At 44.5% G+C, this 15696-nt stretch carries 13 protein-coding genes and 1 pseudogene; 5 read left to right on the plus strand and 9 right to left on the minus strand.

Annotation, left to right across the window (positions count from 1 at the left end; translation table 11 throughout):
• Positions 1–739 precede the first annotated feature (739 nt).
• Positions 740–1960 carry a DNA cytosine methyltransferase gene (locus B9T16_RS16705; RefSeq protein WP_410245297.1) on the plus strand — a complete coding sequence of 407 codons (1221 nt, stop codon included), beginning with the start codon at positions 740–742 and terminating at the stop codon, positions 1958–1960.
• Here B9T16_RS16705 and B9T16_RS16710 read toward each other — a convergent pair.
• Positions 1872–2687, minus strand: coding sequence for an HAD-IIB family hydrolase (locus B9T16_RS16710; protein ID WP_410245298.1), 816 nt, complete (start codon positions 2685–2687; stop codon positions 1872–1874). The genes B9T16_RS16705 and B9T16_RS16710 overlap by 89 nt on opposite strands.
• Positions 2688–2766: 79 nt before the next feature.
• Here B9T16_RS16710 and rseP point away from each other — a divergent pair, with 79 nt between their 5' ends.
• From rseP to rpsN, 3 genes are read left to right on the plus strand one after another with little or no spacing between them, the layout of a single operon-like run.
• The gene (rseP, locus tag B9T16_RS16715) at positions 2767–3867 is read left to right on the plus strand and encodes an RIP metalloprotease RseP (protein ID WP_006617912.1); all 1101 of its coding nucleotides are present in this window, start codon (positions 2767–2769) and stop codon (positions 3865–3867) included.
• 13 nt (positions 3868–3880) lie between these two features.
• A complete protein-coding gene (gene nth, locus B9T16_RS16720; RefSeq protein WP_410245299.1) occupies positions 3881–4534 on the plus strand; it encodes an endonuclease III in 654 nt (217 codons plus the stop codon).
• 41 nt (positions 4535–4575) lie between these two features.
• Complete coding sequence (gene rpsN / locus B9T16_RS16725) at positions 4576–4878, plus strand: 30S ribosomal protein S14 (RefSeq protein ID WP_006617914.1); 303 nt, start codon at positions 4576–4578, stop codon at positions 4876–4878.
• Between the two features lie 53 nt (positions 4879–4931).
• Here rpsN and B9T16_RS16730 read toward each other — a convergent pair whose 3' ends face one another.
• On the minus strand, positions 4932–5261 hold the full coding sequence (locus B9T16_RS16730; RefSeq protein ID WP_006617915.1) for a hypothetical protein: 330 nt from the start codon (positions 5259–5261) through the stop codon (positions 4932–4934).
• A 31-nt stretch (positions 5262–5292) separates the two neighbouring features.
• Positions 5293–5772, minus strand: a complete 480-nt coding sequence (locus B9T16_RS16735; protein WP_006617916.1) for a hypothetical protein — start codon at positions 5770–5772, stop codon at positions 5293–5295.
• Positions 5773–5834: 62 nt separating this feature from the next.
• Between B9T16_RS16735 and aat the strand changes: the two genes are divergently transcribed.
• Positions 5835–6446, plus strand: a complete 612-nt coding sequence (gene aat, locus B9T16_RS16740) for a leucyl/phenylalanyl-tRNA--protein transferase (RefSeq protein ID WP_014275678.1) — start codon at positions 5835–5837, stop codon at positions 6444–6446.
• A 556-nt stretch (positions 6447–7002) separates the two neighbouring features.
• Here the strand turns inward: aat and B9T16_RS16745 are convergent.
• The 6 genes and pseudogenes from B9T16_RS16745 to B9T16_RS16770 form a co-directional block, all read right to left on the minus strand.
• Positions 7003–9192, minus strand: a complete 2190-nt coding sequence (locus B9T16_RS16745; protein ID WP_410245300.1) for a CHASE2 domain-containing protein — start codon at positions 9190–9192, stop codon at positions 7003–7005.
• A 104-nt stretch (positions 9193–9296) separates the two neighbouring features.
• Positions 9297–10217, minus strand: a complete 921-nt coding sequence (locus B9T16_RS16750; RefSeq protein ID WP_006616632.1) for a vitamin K epoxide reductase family protein — start codon at positions 10215–10217, stop codon at positions 9297–9299.
• A 22-nt stretch (positions 10218–10239) separates the two neighbouring features.
• Complete coding sequence (gene btpA, locus B9T16_RS16755; RefSeq protein WP_006616631.1) at positions 10240–11106, minus strand: photosystem I biogenesis protein BtpA; 867 nt, start codon at positions 11104–11106, stop codon at positions 10240–10242.
• Between the two features lie 123 nt (positions 11107–11229).
• The gene (locus B9T16_RS16760; protein WP_126277504.1) at positions 11230–11538 is read right to left on the minus strand and encodes a zinc ribbon domain-containing protein; all 309 of its coding nucleotides are present in this window, start codon (positions 11536–11538) and stop codon (positions 11230–11232) included.
• A gap of 1353 nt (positions 11539–12891) precedes the next feature.
• Positions 12892–13832, minus strand: a pseudogene (locus B9T16_RS16765) (IS630 family transposase).
• Between the two features lie 983 nt (positions 13833–14815).
• Positions 14816–15696: group II intron reverse transcriptase (locus tag B9T16_RS16770; protein WP_410245301.1), on the minus strand; the 881-nt coding region annotated here is incomplete at its 5' end.

A 15696-nucleotide genomic window follows, 5' to 3' on the forward strand; every position in this document is an offset into this window, starting at 1 on the left:
AATGTAATAGGCAAAAAAAGGCAACACAGAAGAGTAAGACCCCGATTTAATAAGGCTTTGGGGCAACGACAGTCGCTGGTTCAGATTTAGTTGTATCTGACAAAAAAATGCTCAAGATCATTTCGAGGTAATGCTTTGAGTGGCTATGGTGTTCGATACCCTACTCAGATACTAATTTGACGATCGCTTGGACAATTTATTAAGTCTATATGTATGACCTCCTGCAACCCTGACTTAACACCATTATATCCGCCGCTTAAATAATTGGCAGTTTATTCAGGAAAATTTAATATTTTTTCACATGGCTACAAATGACACCATGTATTTACTTCAATAATCTTAATAATTCCTGGGTCTCGTCAAGGCTCAATATTGTCAATATATTTATGAGACTGGCTAGGATAAATGATCCCGTCTCATGATTAAGGAAACATTAACAAGTATGGAATCACTCGTAGCCCAGTTAAGAAATGTAAAACGAGGTCTTCCCTAGTTGGGTGATGATAGGTCTGGTCGTTGGCGTATTTACAAATTTTACATGGATGGTGGCTCAGATAACCTGGAGAAAACTGGTGCTGTCAATAGGTGACAGCCAAATGCTATACTAGGATAGATAAATCAACAGACCCACAGCAGAGGATTTTCCCTATTCTGCTGGTCTTAGCATCCTCGAATTTTCCATAAATTAACCTTGACTGTTATCCTATTAACTTATGATTACAATGATTTGAGCCCCAAAATGCAAATTTTAGATAGTTTAAATGGGATTAAATGGCAAGATAAACCTAAGTTGGTTTCGTTGTTTTCTGGTTGTGGGGGAATGGATTTACCATTTCATCGGGCGGGTTTTGAAGTGGTGTGGGCGATTGATTGTAATGGGGCGGCTTGTCGAACTTTTAGGCGGAATATTTCGGAGACGATCGCCTGTAATAACATTCAAGAAATTGATATTACTAAGGTTCCTAAAGCTGACTTAATTACCGGAGGTTTTCCCTGTCAAGATTTTTCCATGATTGGGAAACGTCCCGGACTCACGGGAACCAGGGGAAATCTGTATACCTACTTTTTAGAGTTTATTCGCCACCAAAAACCTAAAGCATTCATTGCCGAAAATGTCAAGGGTTTACTCAGTGCCAATAAATATAAAGCTATTGCCAAAATAATTGCCGATTTTGAAAACATAGAACCGGGTTATTTAGTCAAGCCTAAACTTTACAATTTCGCGGATTATGGAGTTCCCCAATATCGGGAAAGGGTCTTAATTGTGGGGGTAAGAATGGATACAGGCTTTAATTTTATTCATCCCTTCCCGGAATATGGAAGCGATCGCCTTTATCCCTATCGCACCGCTAAACAAGCCTTAAAAGATGTGGAAAAAGTGACTGATAATAATGAACATCAGAGGATTCATCCTCGCACCGTCGAAATTATCAAACGCATTAAACCAGGGGGAAATTATACAGATATTCCCAAAGATAGCGAATACTATGTTAAAGGAATGATTAGTCATGTATATCGACGACTCCACCCAGACCAACCCTCCACAACTATTATCGCTGGGGGTGGTGGGGGAACTTGGGGTTATCATTATCAAGAATTGCGATCGCTCACTAACCGGGAACGTGCTAGGTTGCAGACTTTCCCGGATAATTTTGTCTTTGAAGGGTCTTTAACAGAAGTTCGTCGTCAAATTGGAAACGCGGTTCCTCCTGACGGTATGGTAGCATTAGTCAAAGCATTAATCCCACTATTTAACAACTCATATAAACCCGTATATTTATATAAATTAAATCAGGAATTACAGAAACTTTCCCTTAGCGATCGCCTCAAATTAGCCAATTCCGAATCAGCCATTAACTACCGAGATCATCTCAGTATATTAACCCTTTCACCTCCTCAGCCACAGCCACCCCCCAACCCACAGAACCGGGAAAAGGAGCCACTTGCCAACCTTGATTAGCCAAGCCAGGATGTACCCCTTTTATTCCGGGTATAATAATCGGAATATCAACCACCTCCAACATAGCCAAATCATTAGGACTATTCCCCAAACCAATAGTCGTAATACTTTCCCCCCTATTAACCTGTTGATATCGATTAACCAGCCATTGAACCGCGCCACCTTTTCCCGCCTGGTCTCCAATTAAATGAGAAAAGCGATCGCCAACCACCACATTAAACCCCAAGGCTTTTAGGTGATGTGCTAACCTGTCCGCATCCACATTTTTAGGAGTAATAAAAGGCTCAGTAAACTCTCGATTTTTTGCCCGTTGTGCTTCCTGAGTAGACAAACCCGTTAACTGCATAATCTCGGCAATATTCAAATCACCGAACCCCGTCAACTCTTCACCAATCGCCGCCATCAACTCTCGCAAACCTTGGCGCACTTGTGCATAAACACATCCCAACTGCATCAAATAGTATTTTCCCGAAATTTTCAGTTCCTCAGAAAACAGATAATCTTGATGTTTGGGAATAAAAATAGCACTGCCGTTTTCCACAATAAACGAATCTGTCAACCCGATTTCTGTCGATAATACCTCCACCTCAGCCCGAGTTTTGCTAGTGACGGGGATAATCGGGATCTGTTGTTGTTGCAGGTCTGCGATCGCCGTTATCGCCCCATGGTAGCCATAATCATCAGAATTTAGTAACGTACCGTCTAAATCAGTAAAAATTAGCAACATAACACAAGCCCAACACAGCCAAACCAGTGATATAATGACAAAATTATCACCCTAGTAGTTAGTATATTTGGAATTGTTCATGTCAGTTTTGGCTGCGATCGCGGTTCTTGGAATCTTAATCGTCGTTCATGAGCTTGGCCACTTCATGGCGGCGCGACTCCAACATATCCACGTTAATCGATTCTCCATAGGCTTCGGTCCAATTCTGTGGAAATATCAAGGCCCAGAAACCGAGTATGCGCTGCGAGGGTTTCCCTTGGGGGGTTTTGTCGGCTTTCCCGATGAAGATCCCGATAGTGAAATCCCCAAAGATGACCCAAACCTGTTGAGCAATCGACCAATTTTAGATAGGGCGATCGTAATCAGTGCGGGTGTAATTGCTAACTTGATTTTTGCCTACTTGTTATTAGTGGTTCAGGTAGGAATGATTGGGGTTCCCAACTTTGACTATCAACCAGGTGTCCGAGTCCCCTCTGTAGCCAGTGATGTCAGTTCAGCGGCGACCAAAGCTGGGATTCAGGATAATGATCTAATCATATCGGTGAATGGAGATCAACTCGGAGCTGAGTCGAAGTCCATTACCCACTTGATTGAGGTAATTCAGTCTAACCCTAACCAACCTCTACAAATGGAAATTCAACGGGGCGATCGCATTATCCCCGTAGAAGTTACCCCAGAACCGGGAGGCGATGGTAAGGGTCGTATTGGAGTACAACTGAGCCCTAACGGTGAAATCGTCCGTTATCAGGCTGATGGGATAATTGATGCCTTTGTCAAAGGTGCTGAGGAATTTCAGCGGATTTTTAACTTGACCTTGGCGGGGTTTTCCCAACTGATTAATAATTTTCGGGAAACGGCTCCCCAACTTTCCGGTCCCGTCGCTATTGTGGCGATCGGTGCTAATATAGCTCGTTCCGATGCCAGTAATTTATTCCAATTTGCGGCCCTAATTAGCATCAACCTCGCTATCATTAATATCCTCCCTCTTCCGGCTCTTGATGGCGGTCAGTTGGCGTTTCTGCTGATTGAAGCCCTACGGGGTAAACCTTTACCCGAACGGGTACAAGAAAGCGTCATGCAAACCGGATTGATGTTGTTGTTGGGGTTGGGTATTTTCCTGATTATTCGGGATACTGCCAATTTAACCGATCTCAGTTGGGTGCGATCGCTACTCCAGTAGGATTGATGAAAATATGAGCAGCCACGAACACCATAAACTGCGACATCGCGCCCTGGAAGTTCTGGTGCGCCTCAAGCGTTTATATCCTGATGCCGCTTGTACTCTCAACTATGAGACACCTTTACAGCTATTGGTAGCCACTATCCTCTCAGCACAATGTACTGATGAACGGGTTAATCAGGTGACACCAGCTTTATTTAAGCGCTTTCCTGATGCTTTCTCTCTGGGGACGGCGGATTTGCAAGAGTTGGAAACTTTGGTGCGATCGACTGGATTTTATCGCAACAAGGCTCGCCATATTAAAGAATCAAGCCGGATCATTACTGAGAAATTCGGCGGGGAAGTTCCTAAACGCATGGAACAATTGCTCGAATTACCGGGAGTAGCCCGTAAAACCGCTAATGTGGTTATGGCTAATGCTTACGGGATTAATATGGGCGTGACTGTTGATACCCATGTGCGTCGTCTCAGTCAACGGCTGGGATTGACTCAGCATCAAGACCCCGTTCGCATTGAGCGGGATTTGATGCAGGTTCTACCTCAGCCAGATTGGGAAAATTGGTCGATCAGATTGATTTATCATGGGCGTGAGATCTGTACAGCCCGCAATCCGGCGTGTTACAATTGTCAATTGTCTGATTTATGCCCATCAGCACAGATATGCTAATGCGGCTATCTAAACTTGATTAGGAGGCGTTAACTCTAAAAATGGCTAAAAAAAGCATGATCGAGCGCGATAAAAAGCGCAAACAATTGGTTGATAAATATTCCGACAAGCGCCAAGAACTGAAAGAACAGTTTAATAGTGCTACTTCTCAGGTCGAAAAAATGACTATTCACCGCCAGATCCAGCAACTACCCCGCAACAGTTCTCGGACTCGTATACGGAATCGATGCTGGGTAACCGGACGGCCTAGGGGATATTACCGCGATTTTGGCTTGTGCCGCAACCAACTGCGAGAAATGGCTCACCAGGGACTTTTACCCGGTGTGGTTAAGTCTAGCTGGTAGGATCGGTGTCGATGGGGAGTTGGGATGATTCCCCGATTCCCGATCAACACTCTCTACTGACCGCAGCAACGCTCGTATCCTAGACTCTGTAATAGTAAATCGCTGACGGCATTGGCGATCGCAAACTCACCAAAAAAGGTTTTGGAAAAGTCGAATGATTCCATTTCCGTCACAATGGCGATCACTAAGCAGCCTAGGTCGTTTTCCCCCTCTATGCGCTGGCGCACGAAAATCTGTGAGGCGCGTTCCGCTATTTCGGCGTTTACCGCTTCGGGTATAAATTCGCGATCGAGCCAGTCATGTAAGGTCTTTTTCAGCCACTCCCCTTCCTGTAGGGGATTTTCAACAGGGGGTAGGGTAATCGGTTTGGGCGGTTCAGCCATAATGATATGATCTCTAGTGTGTTTGCGTCAGTTAGTTTTGAATGACAGTCACAACTGGTGACTCTAAGGTTTTTTCTGTCCCAGTGTGATCATCTCGGTCCAGTTGCTCTATTCTAGCTTCGATCAATGCTACTAGGTGAACTCTCACCATTTCCGCAAATATGCGGTTAATCGATGATTCTACCTGGTTAGCCTCGATTTTGCAGCACACTTGATAGGTTTTATACTTCTTGACCTTATAGGTTTTGGTTTTGGGGTCTAAAACTTTATTGGTGGTGGTGCGACTCTGAATTGATACTGACGGCTTGGGGCGACGATACCAAAATAGACGATAGGACCGAGTATTTTCATTACTCTGAAACCGTAAAATTGTGTCCGTTGAACCCCACATTCTGACAGTGTAAGCATTATCAACTTTGTGGATCCGTAAATATCCCCAATCTTTTTCGGTTTGGTTTAACAGTTGACTCAAAGTATGCTCAAGCATCGGATAAGAAGGATTATTCACCATATTACTGACTCGATAAAAGCTAATTATAGACCGATTTAATATTCTATCACATTTCGGGTAATATGCAATATGATATATCGGCGATTATTGAAGGATATGCTCAAGGGTATTTCTTGATGGCAAATGATGGGGAAGACTCCCTAGGATGGTACAGCAGCCACCAACGGGCTTTGATTCCCCTAGATCAACGCTTCCACTATCCGCGATCGCTTCAACGATTCCTTAATCAAAATCGCTTTCAAGTCGCTATTAATCGGGATTTTGAGGCGGTCATTCAAGGATGCGCTGACCGAGAAAATACTTGGATTTCTGGGGAATTAAAGCGGATTTATCGACTGTTAAATAGCCAGGGATGGGCTTATAGTTTCGAGACCTGGGAGGGCGATCGCCTGGCTGGGGGGATTTTGGGAATTGCGATCGGCGGCGCTTTTATCGGCGAGTCTATGTTCTTTAATATTCCTAACGGTTCAAAAGTGGCGATGGTGAAGCTAGTCGAACACCTGCGAAAACGGGATTTTGTCCTATTTGATGCCCAAATGACTAACCCTCATTTAGAGCGGTTTGGAGCCTTTATTATCAGTAAAAATCAATATAATCAGTTATTGTCAAAAGCCCTGAAAAGAAAATGTTTTTTTGCCGACAATTCACCCCGGACTTTTAATGACAGCCAGTAGCTTCAGAATCGGCAAATAGGTATGACGACCGGAGCATTGACAACTGATGTACGCCAATGGCTGAAAACCTCACAGATGGCTGAACCAGCCCTCATCCCATTAATTATTAATAAGCGCCCCCACCGCCTCCTGAGTTAGGAGTATCATTAACAGGTGGATCTTGAGCTTGACAGGCTGAAGCATTAAAGGGATTATTGCAGGCTGTTACAACTTCGTCACCCATGGACGAGCTTCTCGCCTCAGCGACAGTGGTTATGCTGAAGACAGACCCGACGACTAAAACTAAGACAGTTGTAAATTTGAGTAAGCATCTCATAATGGAACATAACCTCTGTGAACTCAATCGCCTGATTATCGGCTCATAGATTCCCTTTACTGTCTACTTTTTATTATATCAGTGATTTTACGGATGTATTTTCCTACAAGGGGCTACTGAGCCAAAACACAATCTCTAAAGTGGTATCCTGCCACGGATCTAGCTTTTGTAAAGAATTGTTAAGTTTTAAGATATAGACCCTCAACATCTAATATACAGGAATAGGTATTTTTATACAAGTCAAGATTCTCTGATATTGGGTTCGACAGGAGGGGTCAACTCATAGGAGTTCTGATGTCGGCTTTTAGCCCTATACATAGCCGCATCAGCTTTTTGGACTAAGGTTTCATAATCTTGGCTATCGAGGGGATAGAGGCTAATTCCGATACTCACACCAATGGTAATAATATAGCCATTGAGTTCTGACTCTTGAGTTACCTGGTCTAGGATTTTTTCCGCCACCCTGACCGCATCAGCATGGCTAGGGATTCCTGGTAAGATGACAGTAAATTCATCACCCCCAAGGCGACTCACGGTGTCACTAGCGCGTAAACAGCCTCGCAAACGTTCGGCGACCAGTTTAAGTACTAAATCGCCGACATGGTGTCCGTATTGGTCGTTAATAGGTTTAAAATTGTTAAGGTCAAGAAAAAATAGCCCCACGAATTTTTGATTAGTATCAGCCCATACTAAGGCTTGGGTAAGGCGTTCCTCAAATAGTTGGCGATTGGGTAAACCTGTGAGAGGGTCATGGTCAGCCCTTTGCTGGAGTTCAGCGTTATATTTTTCTAACTGTTCGGCTAGTTTGCGGAGGGTTTCTTCGGATTTTTTGCGTTCGGTAATATCGCGAATTATACCAACTAAAAAGAGATTACCTGCTGCGTCTTGATGAAGCGATCGCTTAGTCGCAATCCAGTGAGTTACGCCACTAGCATCAGTTAATTTTTCCTCATTTTCCTGTTCCCAGTTAGTCTGAAAAGCCAGTTCATCCTGTTGATAAAAAACCTTAGCCTCTGCGGGAGGGAATAAATCATGGTCACTTTTCTGCAAAATTATGTCCGCCGGAAACCCTACCAATCGCGAATAGGCTTGATTAACCACCATTTTTTTATGGTCTTTAGTTTTGACATAGATGGGGTCAGGAATGGTGTTAATAATACTATTAAGGAAATCGGTTGAGCGTTTAAATTCTTCTTGAATATGTGCTAAGTAAGTGGTGACGACAATTCCCGAACCTCCCAGGGTAATTAAAGGTGGTACAACCGGAATCCACCAACCCATTAAAAGCAGTAGATAAGCGCCGGTCAAGATACCGCCGCCAATGACAATAATCATTAATGTGGAACGATAGGGCGATCGCAGTTTCCAGGACAAACTAGCACCGACCCAAGACCAGAAGATAATCCATAGCCATTCTACAGTTTCTGACCAAGTAGACATCAGGGGACGGTCTTCTAGGACGGTAGTTAAAATTTGGGTGAGAAAATTAGCATGAAGTTCCACGCCATAAATAAAACGAGGTTCTTCAAATAGACTGCTACTGTAGGGGGTCAAATGAAAATCTTTAACACTAAAAGCCGTAGAGCCAATCATGACAATGCGATCGTTAAATAGAGATGGTGGGATATTTCCATTTAAGACATCTCTGAGGGAAACCGTTTGAAAACCTACGGCGGGATTGCGAAAATTAGCTAATACTTGATAACCACCATTATCAGCGCGGACATAAGGGCCATCATTAGGTTGAAATCTGGGAAAAACTACCCCATTAAATTCCACTTCAGAATTATCAGTTAAAATTGGAAAAATGCCTTGATATTTGAGTTCTATTAAAGCCAACTGAAGGGCAAAACTACGTCGGGTTTGACCATCAGAATTACCAGCATATAATAAATTGCGACGAACGCGACCATCGGAGTCAATGACAAAGTTATTAAATCCGATCATACCTATTTCCGCCAAAGCCGGGGGAGGTGGAACGGCGGCAACTTTGAGAGTTTCCAGTAGTTCAATACCAATTAAATTAGGGATATTTATTAAGGCTTCGGTCAATTGAGCGTGACCGGGTTCCATGGGTATACCCCGATATAAATCTAAACCGATCGCCCTAGGTTCTGCGTCATTAATAATGTCTAATAAATCAGCTAAAATCTCATCAGCAACCGGAAACCCATACTCTCTTAAATCCTGTTCATCAATACCAATAATCACAATCCGGTCTTCTGGAGTTTCTGGAGGACGAGCCCGGACTAACACATCAAAAACAGCTAATTCCGAGGTTTGTAGAAGTCCTAAAAACCTGACCAGAAGCACCGCCGCCGCCACTCCAGAAGAGGTAATCCAGATGTGCTTACGTTCCAAAAACCATAATTTTAGGGAAGTTAAACCCTGTTGAGGATACTGAGCAAGTCCCTGGAAGATTATGAACATCCGATCGCTTATCCCTACAAATGTGATGGAACTCAGACCCACCCTGATTATAGACAGTTAAAATTATGGTGAGAGCGATCGCTCAACCTCAGAAGCTGTGAAAGTTAATCAAAGGGAGAATTAGCAAAATCCTGTCTGTCTTCATAACCAGACAACTCCGCCAGTTTTTGTAAAGATAACCGTCCCTGGTAGAATTTTTGGTTAATTTCCCAAGTCGGATAAGCATTAATTCCAGCTTGTTGACACAGTTGTGGTCGTGCGTTAGGACCCTGTGGATCGCACTCTACATAATCTAGTATAGCAAAAGCCTGACGGCCAAAAAGCTGCTTTTGTTCGTAGCAATGGGGACACCAATAAGCACCAAAAGTTTGAGCGCCAATCTGTTGAAGATGGGTAGCGAGGGATATTTCCGCCGCGCCTGAATTAGTAGTAATCTGACGGCTGACGAGGGTAGGCGGTGGAGTGGCTGAGGTAGGTTGTGCATCATAAACCCCCAGGAGAGTGACCAAAGCCACCATAGTCACAGCCACCCCAACTAAAAGCTGTTGTCCGAAATCATCCCAAAATCGCCCCACCATAGTCAGGACAAAGAGACTAATGGAGAAAATCGCAGAAGCCACACAGTAGGGACAAAAGGCTTGCAGTTCAAAGGCCAGCAGATACATCAAAAAGCCACTCATAACCGCCATAGCGGTAGCCAAACTAAACATAATCCACCAGGTAGCGGCTTCTAATTTAGTCCGTAGGTTTTTTTGACTGGAGGGATTGACCAGCCAGGGAGTAGCGGCTAGACTTGCCATAGTGAAATAGGCTAAAAACCCAAATAGGCTAATGGGTATCCCCGCCACGGTGGCTAATGGACTATTGAGAACTTCATGACATCCTTGGGTAGGACAGACAGCCACTCCCCCCAAGAGTTTAATCGCAGTTAAATAGGCAGTTTCGATCGCCCCTATAATAGCGATGGTGAGAATAATTAGACGAGAGTGGCGATAAATCCAGGGAGTAGAAGGACTGCTAACCATAGGAAATGTTTTCAGTTTCTGATTAGGGTTTCAGTTTACTAGGTAGTTCCGACTGTGGTTTAAGTGTCCAGGGGTCTGTTGTTCCTGGCTGTAAACCACGCCCCATAGCCTCGACAAACTGACTAACGCGACTGGGATCAATAGGTTGACTAATGCGGCCATGTCGTTTAAGGGAACTGGCAACAATCACGCCATCAGCAGCTTTAATGAGGGTAGAAATATTTTCATAATCAGCCCCACTGCCGATAAATACGGGAGTATCACCCGCTGCAGTCCGCGCTAGTTCCAGGTCTTCCAGACTAGGGGGACTACCAGTAGACCAGCCTGATAGAATAATTCCATCAGCTAAGGCTCGTTCTGTGGTTTCCTTAACTGCTGTTGTCAGATTGGGAGAACCCAGAGGTCGGCCATGTTTGACTAGGACATCTGCCAATATTTTAACATCGCTTCCTAATTCTCGACGATAGCGCAGGAGTCGGTGAGCATTGCCTTCAATTATTCCCTGGTCGGTAGCCATCACGCCGTTTAAGACGTTGACACGAATGAATTGGGCTCCTACACAGGATGCGATCGCCAAAGCGCTTTCACCGTCATTTCGCAAGACATTGACTCCCAGGGGGACTGTAACTAGATTCATCAGCCGTTGGATAATCATGGTCATGGCGCTGACCACCGCTGGATCTACCTTATCTTTAGCAAAGGGAGAATCAAAAAAGTTCTCGACAATTATACCATGTACACCCCCGGAGGCGAGGGCAGTTGCTTCTTGTTCAGCGCGATCGATTACTGCTTTGATATCCCCACCCCATCGAGGGGAGGTGGGAAGCGGCAGCAGATGCACTACTCCAATGATGGGATTTTCAGTGTTAAAAATTTGATTTAAGTCCACAGATTTACCTTAAACCGCCAAAATGTGATCAGCCCCTTACCGGCCGAAACTTTTAGCATACAACTGCTACGGTGTTTTTGACAGATACATTTAACCAGGAAAAATCTGGCAATAGCCGGAAGTTTATGAGTATGGCACCATCTGGAATGAGGTAATCACGCCATTAGTGGAGGTATCTCTCAAAGCCAAGGGCAGAATGTTAAAGGCTCCATTAATATCACGTCCTATCCTATGACCACAATTAGGGCAAACAAATTGTTTGTTGCCTCCTAGTTGGGTGTGAATGTGACCACATTTTGAACAGGTTTTGCTGGTGTACTCTTTCGTTACGTCTACTACAACACAGCCATACTTAGCTGCTTGATGCTTCAACAAAGTCTGAAAACGGTAATGAGCCCATGTCACCATGGCGCGTCCCGTTTTCGTGGCCAAGCGTCGTTTTCCTCTCTTGACCAGATTTTTCACTTCAAACTTGGGCAAAAATATTAGTTTATACTTGGTGGTGCGAGACGTTCAGATACGAAATAAGGCGGTAATGCCTGAAATAGCTATCTGGTGGGGCTTCAACCCCTTGGTTGAATATAAGAGGCTCGCCTCTGACCGACCCCATAACTGTTTATATGTCCCGACGTTTGGTATCATACGATACCAAAACCCGGCAGGGAACCCCAGGTTAACATAATCTGTAACAATTCGTAACAATTCTTAACATAACGGAAACGTAACGAAACAGAGGTGAGGGTAACGGCGATAGCCACTCCTAGTTTCAGGACCCACAATCCTGGGATTGAAGCGGGGAACGGAAGGCTCCGAGGTGTAACCCAACACCAGAATCGAGACCACTGCCAACCATCCATGATTAGGGAAACCAAATGTCCGGCTTGAACCATCGTCAATACTAAGCAGCGAAATAGGTTGATACGCTGCGTTCAAAAGAACAAGGGGAAAAGTAGGAGGTTCACTATACTACCTACACAGACCTTTAAAAAGTACCCCGGTGGAGAGGACAAATCTAAAGATGGAATGCCCATATAAACGGAACGTTTTAAGTCCTCCAGCACTCTGAATATCTGGTCGAGGTAATCAGTAGTGATAAGTGTAAGCGCAAGGTGCGAGACGTTCGGGTATGAAATAGGGATGAAATGCCAGAAATCACTAGCCGGTGAGGATTCCAGCCCCGAGTTTGGATATAAGGAAACCTCTCCTGACCATCCTCATAACTGTTTATATGTCCCGACGCTTAGGGAACTAAGCAAGGCAGGGAACCCAAGGTCCTAAGCGAACTGAGAAATCACAGAGCAGAGGGTAACGGCGATAGCCACCCCTAGTTTTAGGACTCACAACCCTAGGACTAAAGCGGGGAACGGAAGGCTCCGAGGTGTAATCTAATACCGGAATCGAGACCACTGCCAACCATCCATGATTAAGGAAACTGAATGTCCGGCTTGAACCATCGTAATACACTAGCAGCGAAATAGGTGGACACGCTGCGCCCAAAAGGACAAGGGGAAAAGTAGGGGGCTCTTACGACTACCTGCACAGACCTTTAAACTACCCCGGTTCTGAGGACAAATCTAACGATGGAATGCCCATATAAACGGAACGTTGTAACCCCTCTAATGCTCTGCCTATAAACAAGTGAGTAATGCTATTGACAAGGCAGTAGTGAAAAATGTAAGCGCATGGTTAGAGGGTGAAGGATGTGACCAGAAGCTAAAGCCCAATTGTCATAGTGGGGATATGCCCACAGGTCACGGTGGGGATATATAGCATTAGTCAAGGTGGTTAGGACGCAGCTTTGAGAACGGAATCCATGGCATCATCGAGAGAATCAAACTGCTCACGTGCAATGGCGAATGCGGGCTTTCAACCACGACCAACATTTCTCTATCTTGTTGAGGTCTGGCGAATAAGGCCGAAGATAGAGTAAACGGCATTGAGCTGCCTCCACCAGTTCAGCCTGCCGCCCCCCTTTATGAAACGTTGCATTGTCCAATACTAGAGTCTGACCTGGCTTCAATGTTGGAATTATAGCAATCGTCAATAGGGTTAGGACGCAGCCTTGACTAATGCGATAAGATGAACTCCAACCACAACTCAAACACTGTCCGATTACAACAACCCTCAAAGGTAAAGGGAGCTAAGAGTTGTTGATGACACCATGCCGCCATATAGCTCACCCTGCCCTGCCTCTTCCAGGATTTGAGGGCATGGAAGCGTTGTCCTTCCTCGCAGTAACCATAAGGATAATCCGAGTCTTGACTATTCATGCCAGCTTCATCGAGGTAAACCAACCCTTCCGACTCCATCTGTTCAATCTGAGCAATAAACTCCTCTCGCTGTTGCTCATCACGTTCTTGGTAGCCGTAAGTTTTTTTTCTGGTGAAGCCAATTTTCTTCAAGGCTCTGGATATGGTGCGAGGAGAGATGTCGTCATCCCAAAGTTGAGCCATTTGAGCGGAGGTTTTGTCGCCATGCTCTTGGGCAAAAGCCTTGAATTTATGCCAGTCGGTAATTTGGTGGTTATTGCCAGGTCGGTGATTAGGTTTAGGGAGGAAGTCGCCGGTGTGTTCTTTTCTTTGCAGCCAGAGATTAATGGTGTTCCTGCTGACATGGAAAACTTGACTGGCTTCGGTTTTGGGTATACCGTCTAGTTCAATTGCATTAATAACTTTTTGTCTAAGATCGTAACTGTAGGGGGCTGGCTTTTTGGGTCTTCTGTAGATATCCTTGCCATTATACGTCCTAACTTTTATGTCTTATGCTATACAACCACGTAGTCATTAACTCGCTCTCGTCATAAACACTCTTAGTTGTCGCGGTCTCTATATCCACACCGTGACTAGTGGGCATATCCTAACCATTACAGTTAGGCATTAGCTTTCAGTCACATCCTTTCCCCTAGGAGGCATACGCTTACACTTTTCACGCTCTGCTTGCGAGTAATATTGCTCACTTGTTTATTAGCAGAGCCTAATGGGGGTTTAAACGTTCCGTTTATATGGGCATTCCATCTTTAGATTTGTCCTATCCACCGGGGTATTTTCAAGGTCTGTGTAGGTAGTGTAAGTAAACTCCTACTTTTCCCCTTGCTCTTTTGAGCGCAGCGTATCAACCTATTTCGCTACTTAATAATTACGATGGTTCAAGCCGGAACATTCAGATTTCCTTAGTCATGGATGGTTGGCAGTGGTCGGATTATTGGGAATAGGTTTCCCTCACGCCTTCCGTTCCCCGCTTCAATCCTGGGGTTATGATTTCCAAAACTGGGGGTGGCTATCGCCGTTACTCTCAACGCCCTGATTTCTCAGTTGGTTTATGACCTTGAGTTCCCTGCCTTGCTTAGATTTCTCCAAGCGTCGGGACATATAAACAGTTATGGGATGGTTAGGGGTGCGAATCCCTTATATTCCACCAAGGGGTGGAAGTCCCACTAGGAGGTTATTTCAGGCATTGCAGCCTTATTTGACTCCTAAACGTCTCGCACGTATGTCTTAACACTACAAGTTAGAAGCCATTGCCAGACAACCCTACTCATCACTTACCCCAAATTATGGGTTTCAAGCTCCGCCCCCTTCGACCAACTCACGGCAAGCCTTCAAAGGCGGCTGGATTAGGGGTCGAGATAGACCTCACGGTCTACCCCTCCCATTCAAAACCGTACTTGAGACTTTCACCTCATACGGCTCCTAGTTTGACCGTCTCCTTGTTAAGAGTACAGCATCATCTCTTCATCAAGAGCTGTTTTATCGTCGTGACAATGGCGATGTAATAATTKAAGATTCTTGTAGTCATCCTTTCCGCCTTGGCTTCTAGGTACAATGTGGTCTATTTCAATTAAATCTGATGGGGTAAAGAATTGCCCACACCAGGTACATCTACCTTTTTGCTTTTTGAGTAGTTTTGCTACCCTATTTGGCGTATCGATTGCTCGTCCTTTCCTGCTTGCCCAGTAGGTCCAATTTCCGTCATAAAGTGTTGCGTCAGGGCGTCTTAAGGTATGTCTGACAATTGGAGTCCAGTTGTGTTTGAATAGATGTAACCCATCTTTGGTTTGGAACAGCCAATTTTCGTGTCTTTCTTTCCCATTGCTAAGTTTAATTGTTCCATGTCTGAAATAATTTCTTAGCTTTTCGTGACTTGCCTTTCCGCATCTTGATACTGTCCATGCCCGTAACATTTGCCAGATTGTCTTATCTAGTTTGGTGAATGTCTCTGTTGAGACTACCCCTGAGTAATAGTTTGACCATCCCATAATAATTGGGTTTAGTTTGTTAATTAGGGTTGATTGAGGTGCTGTTTTAAATTGTTTAATTACACCTTTTATCACTTCTGTGTGGGCAACTGCTTTTTGGCTGGGTTTTATGTGGGTTTTATGTCCGATTAATCGGCTTGCTGACCCGCCTGTTTTCCCAGATTTATACTTTCCTGCTGGATATTGCCTGATATTGAATCCTAGAAAATCAAATCCTGGCTCCTCTGTTCTGCCTTCATATTCAATAGGTTTGAACGTATGGCAGATTCGAGTCTTTTCAGGTTTTATTTCTAATCCCACAGGTTTTAACCGTTCGGAAATAGCAGTTTTGCACT

The sequence above is a fragment of the Arthrospira sp. PCC 8006 genome, from assembly GCF_046480465.1.
Lineage (GTDB): Bacteria > Cyanobacteriota > Cyanobacteriia > Cyanobacteriales > Microcoleaceae > Limnospira > Limnospira platensis.

What these genes read in the sequence shown, in the direction of transcription:
- B9T16_RS16735 (WP_006617916.1), bottom strand. Translation starts at nt 5,772, where the DNA reads ATGGTGAATAATCCTTCTTATCCGATGCTTGAGCATACTTTGAGTCAA.
- nth (WP_410245299.1), top strand. Translation starts at nt 3,881, where the DNA reads ATGAGCAGCCACGAACACCATAAACTGCGACATCGCGCCCTGGAAGTT.
- aat (WP_014275678.1), top strand. Translation starts at nt 5,835, where the DNA reads ATGCAATATGATATATCGGCGATTATTGAAGGATATGCTCAAGGGTAT.
- B9T16_RS16730 (WP_006617915.1), bottom strand. Translation starts at nt 5,261, where the DNA reads ATGGCTGAACCGCCCAAACCGATTACCCTACCCCCTGTTGAAAATCCC.
- B9T16_RS16750 (WP_006616632.1), bottom strand. Translation starts at nt 10,217, where the DNA reads ATGGTTAGCAGTCCTTCTACTCCCTGGATTTATCGCCACTCTCGTCTA.
- B9T16_RS16745 (WP_410245300.1), bottom strand. Translation starts at nt 9,192, where the DNA reads ATGTTCATAATCTTCCAGGGACTTGCTCAGTATCCTCAACAGGGTTTA.
- rseP (WP_006617912.1), top strand. Translation starts at nt 2,767, where the DNA reads ATGTCAGTTTTGGCTGCGATCGCGGTTCTTGGAATCTTAATCGTCGTT.
- B9T16_RS16710 (WP_410245298.1), bottom strand. Translation starts at nt 2,687, where the DNA reads ATGTTGCTAATTTTTACTGATTTAGACGGTACGTTACTAAATTCTGAT.
- B9T16_RS16705 (WP_410245297.1), top strand. Translation starts at nt 740, where the DNA reads ATGCAAATTTTAGATAGTTTAAATGGGATTAAATGGCAAGATAAACCT.
- rpsN (WP_006617914.1), top strand. Translation starts at nt 4,576, where the DNA reads ATGGCTAAAAAAAGCATGATCGAGCGCGATAAAAAGCGCAAACAATTG.